The organism is Pseudomonas sp. 05N434, assembly GCF_056396965.1.
This window is the reverse complement of the sequence record NZ_JBFTMK010000127.1, coordinates 1-9,958: the sequence shown is the minus strand read 5'-3', so window position 1 is coordinate 9,958 and position 9,958 is coordinate 1. Positions and strand designations below refer to the sequence as shown.

The window sequence follows — 9,958 nt, the reverse complement described above, 5'->3', positions numbered from 1 at the left end:
TCGTCAGCACCATAGGGAAACTGGCCAGACGAATCGTCCCGCGCTGGATGCCTTTAGCGGCGTCGACGGTGCTGCGGATGTTTTCCAGGGCACCGAGCATGGTTCGTGCCTGTTCGATCACAGGCAAGCCGATGGCGGTCGGCAAGGTCTGGCGGTTTTCCCGGCTGAACAGCTGAACGCCCAGGGTTTCTTCAATCAAGGCCAGTGCCTGGCTGGCACCGGATTGGGTTATGCCGACCCGTTCAGCGGCGCGGGTAATGTTGCCGGTATCGGCCACCGCCACCACCATTCGCCAATGCATCAGGTTCATCATGGCAGTAGCTTTCCTTATGGCAGTTTTCTGAAAGATTAATTTTACCGAGGGTGCCGCGCACTATGACACTGGCGCAAATCCGCAACCAGAGCCCTGYCCATGAAGTTGTATTACATCCCGCAAGCCTGCTCATTGGCGCCGCACATTGTGCTGCGCGAACTGGAGCTGCCGTTCGAGTTGGTCCGCGTCGACAACAGCAGCAAGAAAACCGTCACCGGCGATGACTTCCTCGCCATTAACCCCAAAGGCTACGTCGCGGCATTGCAGCTGGATAACGGCGATGTGCTGACCGAAGGCCCGGCGATCCTGCAGTACCTGGCGGATCTGCACCCGGAGGCAAACCTGGCACCGGCGAGCGGAACGTTCGAGCGGGTGCGGTTACAGGAATGGCTGAACTTCGTTTCGACCGAGATTCATGGCGGGCTGGGTTGGCTGTTCAATCCGCAGTTTGCGGACGAGGTGAAGGCGCTCATCAAAGAGAAACTGTTCAAGCGCTTTGCCGTGTTGAGCCGGACGCTGGAGCGGCAGGACTACTTGATGGCCGGCGGGTTCAGCATTGCCGATGCGTATCTGTTTACGGTGTTGCGTTGGGCTCGGCTGTTTGCGATTGATCTGGATGATTGGCCGGCGTTGGCGCGCTTTCAGGCGCGGGTTGATCAGCGGCCGAGCGTGAAAGCGACATTGGCGGCGGAGTTGGTGTAAGGCTTTAGATCGCTTCGCGGGCAAGCCCGCGATAGCTATCTATCAAACACCGCTGAACTACAAACTCGCACTCACTTTGCTCGCCACCTCACCCGGCACCCAGCCCTTCCACACTTGCGGCTGATCGCGCAAAAACGCTTCGGCGACCTGACGCGGTTGCTGGCGTTTTTCGCTCATCTGCCCCAGGGTCTGGTTGAGCAGATCGATCGGCAATTCGACCTTTTCGAAGAACGCCACCAGGTCCGGGTACTGCGCCTTGAACGGTGCCGACACGCCGATGGCCAGGCTGGCCGGCATCGAACGCGTGCCCTTGGGGTTCGGATTGTTGGCATCGGCCAGGGTTTTCCAGGCTTGCGCGTCGAACGGTGGCTCTTCGAGTTTCACCAATTTGAAGCGGCCCAACAGTGGCGTCGGCGACCAGTAGTAGAACAGCACCGGTTTGCCCCGGCGGATCGATGAAGCGACCTCGGCATCCAGCGCAGCGCCGGAACCGGTGCGGAAGTTCACGTAGCTGGCGGTCAGGTCATAGGCCTTGAGTTTCTGGCTGTTGACGATCTCCGACGTCCAGCCGGTCGGGCTGTTGAGGAAGCGTCCGCGGCTTGGGTCTTCGGGGTCGCGGAATACGTCCTTGTAGCGGGCCAGGTCGGCGACGGATTTCAGCTCCGGCGCCAAGGGTTTAATGCCGCGTTCCGGGTCGCCCTTGATCACGTATTCCGGCACCCACCAGCCTTCGGTGGCGCCTTTGACGGTATCGCCCAAACCAAACACTTTGCCCTCCGATGCCGCCTTGACCCAGGCCGGACTGCGCCCGGCCCACTCTTCGCCGATCACCTGGATGTCGTTCTTGGCCAACGCGGCTTCGAGGCTGACGGTGCTGCCGGGCAAGGTGTCGGTTGGGTAGCCATAACCTTTCTCGACGATCAGCCGCAGGATCTCGGTGATCAGGCTGCCGCTTTCCCAGGTGATGTCGCCGAAATGGATGGGTGTGGCTTTTTCTGCGGCGGGAACATGGCCAGCCACAAGGCTCAGGGCCAGCAGCGAACTGCCGAGCAGGGTTTTGATCGATCTCATGCGGACCTCCGGGTCTGGGGTGTTCGGTTCAAGGACGTTCGGTTCAAGGGTTCGTTGGCGCTGAGCAGTGCGCACAGAGCCTGGGAACGGGTCATGTAAACGCTGACCGAACGCTGGGAAATGCCCAGTTCGGCGGCAATTTGTGGGTAGGTCAGGCCGTCGACTCGCGACAGCAGAAACGTTGCCCTGACCTGGCTCGGCAGGCGGTCGAGGGTTCGATCCAGGTGCTTCAGGGTCTGGGAGAACTGCGCCAGGTCTTCAGGCGATGGCCCGCCAATCGGATCAGTCGGCAGTAACTGCTCGAGGTGTTGGCGTTCCAGATCCCGATGGCGCCACAGCTGATAAATCAATCGCTGGGCGATGGTAGTGAGTAAGGCGCGGGGTTCGCGAATCGGCGTCAGGCCTGGCGACTCGAGCAATTGCACGAAGGTTTCGGCGGCAATGTCTTCGACACTGGGACTGGCTCCCAGATATCGGCGCAGACGTGCGCACAGCCAGGTGTAGTGGGCGCGGAACAATCCGCCCACGTCGTTGCGATGGGAAACGTCGGCGCCGGACATAGGGGCTCCTTGGGTTAGGGGTCGCTGAATGTCCGGTGATCCGGTGGCGCGATCCTAGCAAGGAGCCTTATTCATTAAAAATACTTAAAATGAATTTTTATATTCCATAAATGAATTTACATGAATGAGCCTCATCGCAACCGCCCATACCCCAGCGCTTCGGCGTCCCGCTGATAATCGAGAATAATCTGATAGTCGCTCTCGCTGGCGGGCAACACTTCTTGCAGGCCCAACGTCTCGGCGACCTCGGGCAGTTCCTTCAATGTCTGGTTCATCACCTGTCGAAGCTGTTCAGCCTGCACATCAGTGGTGTCAGCCGCCGCGATGTACGGCAACGTCGGACTGAACGCGGTGCGCGCCAATATTCTCAAGCCAGCGACTTCTGCCTGGGCGTGCTGCGCCAGATAGGCGAAGGTCACGCTGTCGATGGCGGCCAGGTCCGCCAGGTCGTCACGCAGCCAGCGCAGGCTTTCGCGGTGGCTGCCGCTGATGGCGACACGGGCAAAAAACTGCCCGTCGCGGTGCAACGGCGCCAGTCGGTGACGCAACAGGTTCATGCCACTGTTGGAGTCTTCGCCGTTGATCACGCCGCGACTGCCGCGCAAGGCCGACAAGGTTCTTCGAGGATCATCGGCGCGAGTCAGCAACAGGCTGCAATGGTTGCCGCCGCTGCTGTCCGGCAGTTCATAACGAGGACGACCAATGACCCGGACGCGACCGCGCAAGGCTGTCATCAACGGGTAACCACAGGTTTGGGTCAGCAGCAGGTGCGGGGATAGCCAAAGGTCCATCAGCGACAGTTCTTCGGCATCAAGGCGGGTGCTGCCGAGCTGTTCGAGTATCTGCGACAGCCAACGCTCGTTGGCTTGGTGGATCGGCTCGGGAGCGACGTACATCAGTAATTCAGCGAGGTGTTGTGTCATCGAATATTTCTTCACCAGTGAAAATCAATGAAACGGATGCCGCGGACTGTCAATCGCCCTCACCCCGTGCCAACGCACCCACTGGCCATAACCCCGCACCAGAAACCCGCCACTGCGCGCCAGCCATTGATCGCGACGCGCGCGGTACACCCGTGGCAAGTCGTACCAGGGCAGCCCCGGCAAATCGTGGTGCACCAGGTGCAGATTGAGATTCAGGAACAACCAGCGCCACGGCCACCCCGCTTCATTGATGACGGTGCGTTGCTCCGGTTGCGCATGCGGACGGTGTTCATAGTAGGAGCGAATCATTGCAATCGACAGCGCCGGCACGCTGATCAGCAACAGGTAATACCAGACCGGCAGCACGCTGTAGCGCGCGATGAACGCCAGCATCAGCAGCGTCAGCGCACCATGGCTCAGCCACATCAACCAGGCTTGGCGCTCACCCGTTTTCAGCCGTTGCAGCTCCTCCCGCACCAGCGCCAGCAAGGCCAGTGGCGCACCGAGGACCAAGCGCCCCAGCACGGTTTTGTTCAGCCAGTGCAGGCCCTGTTCGAACAGCGAACTGCGCTGCCACTGTTCAGCGCTCAGGTAGCGGCTTTCCGGGTCGCTACCTGGGATGGTCAGGTCTTCGTCGCGGTGATGCAGCAAATGGCTGTCGCGGTACAAGGTGTAGGGATACCAGACCGCAAACGGCGCATAACCGAGGACTTTATTCAGCATTGGCCAACGGGTGGGATGACCGTGCAGCAATTCGTGCTGCACCGACAACCACAACACCAGCAGTGGAATCAGCAACAACGTGCTCCACCAGAGCCCCAACCGGGCACTGCCCAGCACAATACTGAACCAGCCGACGTAAACGCCGATCAGCAACAGCCAGGTCGGCCACTCGGTGCGAGCGGTGAAACGTTGGCGCAGGGTTTCGATTTCTTCACGATGGGCAGCGTCAAAGTAATGGGGCATGGCTTTGCTCAGAACGGGAACCAATCCCCCTCTGTGCAACGGCGCCGGGATTTCTTGCAGATTGTTTGGTTATTTCGATAGACGCAAAAAACAGGAGCCCGAGGACTCGGGCTCCATGGACGCGGGATCAGTGGCCGAACACATTCACCTTCTTGGCTTTCTTGTCCGCGCGTTTTTCAATTGCGGTTTTCGCCGGTTTTTTCTTCGCGGCTTTCTTTGATTCCATACCTTTGGACATGATGCGTACTCCACTAACAGGGGATGTGAGATCAGGTATACACCTATCCCGGCGCGCGTGTTCTTTTATAATCTGTGCCCTGCCCACCGACTGTCCGAGCCCATGCCCAACACCCAGTACACCTTGCTCGACGAGCCATTATGGCCGTTGATGAACAAGTTTTACCGCGCCCACCAATCGTCGATGAAAGCGGTGCGAGACGCTCAATTGTGGGTCGCAAGACGTGAAGAGATCATCGCGGCGCTGTGTTTGCGGCCGGTGGCCGGCGGGCATTGGCTGACCGGGCTGTTTGTCGACCCGAGCTGTCGCGAACAAGGAATCGCCGCGACGTTGATCGCCCACGCCGTCAAGCACCTTGAAGAGCCGGTCTGGCTGTTCTGCCATCCGGATTTGCGTGGCTTTTATGAGCGTCGTGGTTTTACCTTCGACCCGCCCCTGCCCTACGCCCTGGCCGAACGGTTGAGCCGTTATGCGCGCAGCAAACCGATGATTGCCATGGGTTTGCAACCAGGTTCGGCATGAACAGCGATCCTTTAGCGATTCAATCGTCCGCCGCAGGATCAAGGTCCGGGAACATCACTTCGGTAAACCCGAACTTGCTGAAGTCTGTGATGCGCGAGGGGTATAACCGGCCGATCAGGTGATCGCATTCATGCTGCACCACCCGTGCATGAAATCCCGAGGCAATGCGCACGATCGGCTCGCCCTTGGGATCAAAGCCTTCATAGCGAATCTGCTGATAGCGATCCACCGCCCCGCGCAGGCCCGGCACCGACAGGCRGCCTTCGAAACCCTCTTCGAGGGTCGGGCTCAAGGGCGTGATCAGCGGATTGATCAGAATTGTCTGCGGCACCGCTTCGGCGTCCGGATAGCGCTCGCTGTGCTCGAAACCGAAGATCACCAGTTGCAGGTCGACACCGATCTGCGGCGCGGCCAGGCCGACCCCGCCGACGCTTTCCATGGTCTGGAACATGTCATCGATCAGTTGCCACAATTCGGGGCTGTCGAACATTTCCGCCGGCACCGGCGGAGCGATGCGCAGCAGGCGTTCATCGCCCATTTTCAGAATTTCACGGATCATTTTATGACTTCGTCGGTGGTCGGCTGGATTGAGTGATCTCGCCCCAGTCCTGAGACATGCTGTTTGGGTTCTTCGTGCACCTTTTCACCGGGTTTCTTGCCTTCGGATGACATGTGCTCGATCACCGCGTTCATTTCCGCACCGAGCAGCAGCACCGCGGCGGAAATATAGAAGTACAGCAACAACACGATGATCGCGCCGATACTGCCATACATGGCGTTGTAGTTGGCGAAGGTTTTGACGTACAGACCGAAGCCCAGCGAAGCGACGATCCAGACCACCACGGACAACACCGCACCCGGGGTGATGAAGCGAAACTCTTGTTTGACGTCGGGCATGACGTAGTAAATCAGCGCCACCGCCATCATCAACAGAATCACGATCACCGGCCAGCGCGCGATGGTCCAGACGGTCACAATGAAATCTTCAAGGCCCACTTGCGAAGCGATCCAGGCCATCACCTGCGGCCCGAGCACCATCAGCGCAGCGGCGGCCAGCAGCATGCCGGCAATGCCGATGGTGTAGAAAATCGACAGAGGAAAACGCTTCCACACCGGACGGCCTTCAACCACGTCGTACGCGGCGTTCATCGCACTCATCATCAGCCGCACACCAGCGGACGCGGTCCACAGGGCGATCACAATACCCACCGAGAGCAAACCACCCTTGGATTGCTGGAGCTGGTCTATCACCGGGTTCACCTGCTCCAGCGCCTGGGGCGGCAGCACCAGTTCCGATTGCAGGCGCAGCCAGGAGAAGAAGTCCGGCAAGTGCAGGAAGCCGATCAGGGCGATCAGGAACAGGATGAAAGGGAACAGCGAGAACAGCATCTGATAGGCGAGCGCCGAGGCATAGGTCGACATCTCGTCGGCGACGAACTCGGTGACCGTGCGCATCATCACGCGATGCAGGGGCAGACCTTTCATGGTCGGGAAAAACATTAGCGTCTCGCCGCAAAAAAGTTGAAGTCATGGCGACTCAGGGGCCGTTTTCTACAACAAAGTAGCCTACTTGGCGACTTTGAAACAATTTCCTTGCTCAAGTTCAAGCTGACACAAAAACGGCCATCCGCGGATGGCCGTTTGTGTTACTCGTCAAAGGCCGGGTTACGCCTTGTCGATACCTTTTTTAAGAGCATCCTTGACCTTACCGATCGCTTGCTGGGCTTCGCCTTTCTGTTCCTGCCTGACGCCTTCGGCGCGCATTTTGTCATTACCGGTGGCCTTGCCGACGCCTTGCTTGACGTTGCCGACCGCTTCGTTTGCCATGCCTTTAACTTTATCGCCAGTGCTGCTCATGGTATGTCTCCTGAGAACATTTCAACGGGGAAAGTCGTTACATAAGAGTGGACCGAAAGCCTTTGCGCGGAGTTTCATTTATTTCCCAACAGAACATTTCATCGCGCAAGGCAGGTTAGGCTTTATGTTTGCAGTCTTTGCCCCGAGAATGCGCAACGTATTCAGGCCATGGCGCTGAAGATCCAATCCCGTAGGAACGTTATGAAACTCGATAAAAAGCAGGCCATTGCCCGCAGAAACCAGGAACTTGGCGGTGCCGTGCTTGGCGTCAACAACTGCCATTTCACCGAATTGAACCGTAACCGCAACATTTTCTGGTTCGATATCCCGGTCGCGCGGCTGGCCATTGGTCAGTACGAATGGATTCACTTGCTGATGCACACCCCGGATACCGACGAACTGCTGCACCTGAAAGTGCCGACGGTGTTCCTGCGCGAGAAGCTCGAAGGCCTGGTGGTGCGCAACCAGGGTAAACGCAAGGCCGCCCTGAGCCTGGAACTGAGCGCCGACAAGGACTCGTACCTGCAGGACATGCGTCCGGCGGGCACCAACGTCAATTTCGCGCAGTTCCGCCAGTAATCCTCTCAAGCCATCAAAGAGTCCCCTGTGGCGAGGGCGCTTGCTCCCGCTGGAGTGCGTAACGCCCCTAAATCAGGTACCTCGATTCACCTGATCAGGCCGCTGGCTGCTTTTGCGACTGCTGCGCAGCCGAGCGGGAGCAAGCTCCCTCGCCACAAAAGCGCTTTTGATACCGCTTTAAACAAAAAGCCCCGCATCTGCGGGGCTTTTGTTTGATCAGGCGCTGACTTTCTTCACGCCCAGCTTTTTCAGCTCTTCGTCGCGCAACTCGCGGCGCAGGATCTTGCCGACGTTGGTGGTTGGCAGCGCGTCGCGGAACTCCACGGCTTTGGGCACCTTGTAGCCGGTGACGTTGGCGCGCATGTGCTCCATCACCTGTTCCTTGGTCAGGGTCACGCCCGGTTTGGCAACGATGAAGATCTTGATCGCCTCCCCCGACTTCTCGTCCGGCACGCCGATGGCCGCGCATTGCAGTACGCCCGGCAGGGTCGCCAGCACGTCTTCCAGTTCGTTGGGGTACACGTTGAAACCGGAGACCAGGATCATGTCTTTCTTGCGATCGACAATGCGCATGTAGCCATCGGGCTGAATCAGAGCGATATCACCGGTCTTCAACCAGCCTTCGCTGTCGAGTATTTCATCGGTGGCTTCCTGACGCTGCCAGTAGCCCTTCATGACTTGCGGACCTTTCACACACAGTTCACCGATGCCGCCCAACGGCTGCTCAACGCCGGCATCGTCGATGACTTTGCACCGGGTCGACGGCACCGGAATACCGATGGTGCCGATCTGGATGTTCTGGCTCGGGTTCACCGTGGCCACCGGGCTGGTTTCGGTCATGCCGTAACCTTCGCAGATCGGGCAGCCGGTGACCGCTTTCCAACGTTCAGCCGCGGCCAGTTGCAAGGCCATGCCGCCGGACAAGGTGATTTTCAGGTTCGAGAAATCCAGCTTGCGGAACGCTTCGTTGTTGCACAACGCGACGAACAATGTGTTCAAGCCGACGAAACCGCTGAACTTCCACTTCGACAGTTCCTTGACCATCGCCGGCAAGTCGCGCGGGTTGCTGATCAGGATGTTGTGGTTGCCGATCAGCATCATCGCCATGCAATGAAAGGTGAAGGCATAGATGTGGTACAGCGGCAGCGGCGTGATCAGGATCTCGCAACCTTCGTTGAGGTTGGAGCCCATCAGCGCCTTGCACTGCAGCATGTTGGCCACCAGGTTGCGGTGGGTCAGCATCGCGCCCTTGGCCACGCCGGTGGTGCCGCCGGTGTATTGCAGCACCGCCACGTCGCTGCTGGCCGGGTTGGCTTCAACCACTGGCTGGCCATGGCCTTTGCTCAACACGTCGTTGAATTTGATGGCCTTGGGCAAGTGATACGCCGGGACCATCTTCTTCACGTACTTGATCACGCTGTTGATCAGCAGACGCTTGAGCGGCGGCAGCAGGTCGGCCACTTCAGTGACGATCACGTGCTTGACGCCGGTTTTCGGCACGACGGTCTGTGCCAGATGCGCCATGTTGGCCAGGCAGACCAGGGCTTTGGCACCGGAGTCGTTGAATTGGTGTTCCATTTCCCGCGCGGTGTACAGCGGGTTGGTGTTGACCACGATCAGCCCGGCGCGGATGGCACCGAAGACGGCGACCGGGTACTGCAACACGTTGGGCAATTGCACGGCGATTCGATCGCCCGGCTGCAAATCGGTATGCTGTTGCAGGTAAGCGGCAAAGGCACCGGACAATTCGTACAGCTCACCGTAGGTGATTGTCTTGCCCAGGTTGCTGAATGCCGGTTTGTCAGCGAAGCGTTGGCAGGATTGCTTCAACACTGCCTGAATATTCGGGTACTCGTCTGGATTGATCTCGGCAGCAATTCCAGCTGGGTACTTATCCTTCCAAAAGTCTTCGATCATGGAAGCCCACTCCTCAGCAACGCGAATTCAACACCGCATTTGATGCGATTATTATTGGTGTTTGTCTATTGGTGAATCTGGCTTTACATAGGCCGAGAAGTCACAAAGCGCGCCGAGAGTAGCAGCTTTGCCAAGGGCCGACTAGAGCCTAAATAGGCCTCTACAGTCACTTTTGTGACTCAAGAATGCCAAGCAGTCATTTTAGAGCAAAAATCCTATACCTCCCTGAAAGCCGCTGAATTCGCGGCTTTCAACGCAAAAGATCGCAGCCTTCGGCAGCGCCTACAGAGGAATGCGATCCCCTCAGGAG

The 9,958-nt window shown here is 58.5% G+C and carries 12 protein-coding genes; 3 read left to right on the top strand and 9 right to left on the bottom strand.

The genetic code is table 11. From position 1 onward, the window contains the following. Window positions 1-313 (bottom strand): LysR family transcriptional regulator (locus AC1DLB_RS10920; RefSeq protein ID WP_477784991.1); only part of this gene is annotated, 313 nt, incomplete at its 3' end. A 99-nt stretch (window positions 314-412) separates the two neighbouring features. Between AC1DLB_RS10920 and gstA the strand changes: the two genes are divergently transcribed. After that, window positions 413-1,015 carry a glutathione transferase GstA gene (gstA, locus tag AC1DLB_RS10915; RefSeq protein ID WP_192351725.1) on the top strand — a complete coding sequence of 201 codons (603 nt, stop codon included), beginning with the start codon at window positions 413-415 and terminating at the stop codon, window positions 1,013-1,015. A 57-nt stretch (window positions 1,016-1,072) separates the two neighbouring features. Here the strand turns inward: gstA and AC1DLB_RS10910 are convergent, their stop codons facing one another. The 4 genes from AC1DLB_RS10910 to AC1DLB_RS10895 form a co-directional block, all read right to left on the bottom strand. Then, complete coding sequence (locus tag AC1DLB_RS10910; protein WP_310397051.1) at window positions 1,073-2,086, bottom strand: ABC transporter substrate-binding protein; 1,014 nt, start codon at window positions 2,084-2,086, stop codon at window positions 1,073-1,075. Continuing rightward, window positions 2,083-2,646, bottom strand: a complete 564-nt coding sequence (locus tag AC1DLB_RS10905) for a sigma-70 family RNA polymerase sigma factor (protein ID WP_477744594.1) — start codon at window positions 2,644-2,646, stop codon at window positions 2,083-2,085. Before AC1DLB_RS10905 ends, AC1DLB_RS10910 begins: the two co-directional genes overlap by 4 nt. Before the next feature lie 131 nt (window positions 2,647-2,777). Further along, on the bottom strand, window positions 2,778-3,569 hold the full coding sequence (locus AC1DLB_RS10900; protein WP_111454771.1) for a phosphate/phosphite/phosphonate ABC transporter substrate-binding protein: 792 nt from the start codon (window positions 3,567-3,569) through the stop codon (window positions 2,778-2,780). A 24-nt stretch (window positions 3,570-3,593) separates the two neighbouring features. After that, window positions 3,594-4,535 carry a fatty acid desaturase gene (locus AC1DLB_RS10895; protein WP_477744593.1) on the bottom strand — a complete coding sequence of 314 codons (942 nt, stop codon included), beginning with the start codon at window positions 4,533-4,535 and terminating at the stop codon, window positions 3,594-3,596. A 340-nt stretch (window positions 4,536-4,875) separates the two neighbouring features. Here AC1DLB_RS10895 and AC1DLB_RS10890 point away from each other — a divergent pair, with 340 nt between their 5' ends. Further along, window positions 4,876-5,295 carry a GNAT family N-acetyltransferase gene (locus AC1DLB_RS10890; RefSeq protein WP_018926450.1) on the top strand — a complete coding sequence of 140 codons (420 nt, stop codon included), beginning with the start codon at window positions 4,876-4,878 and terminating at the stop codon, window positions 5,293-5,295. Between the two features lie 19 nt (window positions 5,296-5,314). On the opposite strand, the gene def is transcribed toward AC1DLB_RS10890, so the two are convergent. From def to AC1DLB_RS10875, 3 genes are all read right to left on the bottom strand, one after another. Next, the gene (def, locus tag AC1DLB_RS10885) at window positions 5,315-5,854 is read right to left on the bottom strand and encodes a peptide deformylase (RefSeq protein ID WP_477784990.1); all 540 of its coding nucleotides are present in this window, start codon (window positions 5,852-5,854) and stop codon (window positions 5,315-5,317) included. Continuing rightward, a complete protein-coding gene (locus tag AC1DLB_RS10880) occupies window positions 5,851-6,795 on the bottom strand; it encodes a YihY/virulence factor BrkB family protein (RefSeq protein WP_018926452.1) in 945 nt (314 codons plus the stop codon). Before AC1DLB_RS10880 ends, def begins: the two co-directional genes overlap by 4 nt. Window positions 6,796-6,960: 165 nt before the next feature. Beyond that, a complete protein-coding gene (locus AC1DLB_RS10875; RefSeq protein WP_018926453.1) occupies window positions 6,961-7,152 on the bottom strand; it encodes a CsbD family protein in 192 nt (63 codons plus the stop codon). Window positions 7,153-7,353: 201 nt separating this feature from the next. Here AC1DLB_RS10875 and AC1DLB_RS10870 point away from each other — a divergent pair, with 201 nt between their 5' ends. Then, window positions 7,354-7,731 (top strand): hypothetical protein, encoded by a 378-nt coding sequence (locus tag AC1DLB_RS10870; protein WP_018926454.1) that lies wholly within the window; start codon window positions 7,354-7,356, stop codon window positions 7,729-7,731. A gap of 216 nt (window positions 7,732-7,947) precedes the next feature. On the opposite strand, the gene fadD1 is transcribed toward AC1DLB_RS10870, so the two are convergent. Continuing rightward, window positions 7,948-9,648, bottom strand: coding sequence for a long-chain-fatty-acid--CoA ligase FadD1 (gene fadD1, locus AC1DLB_RS10865; protein ID WP_018926455.1), 1,701 nt, complete (start codon window positions 9,646-9,648; stop codon window positions 7,948-7,950). Window positions 9,649-9,958: the final 310 nt, after the last annotated feature.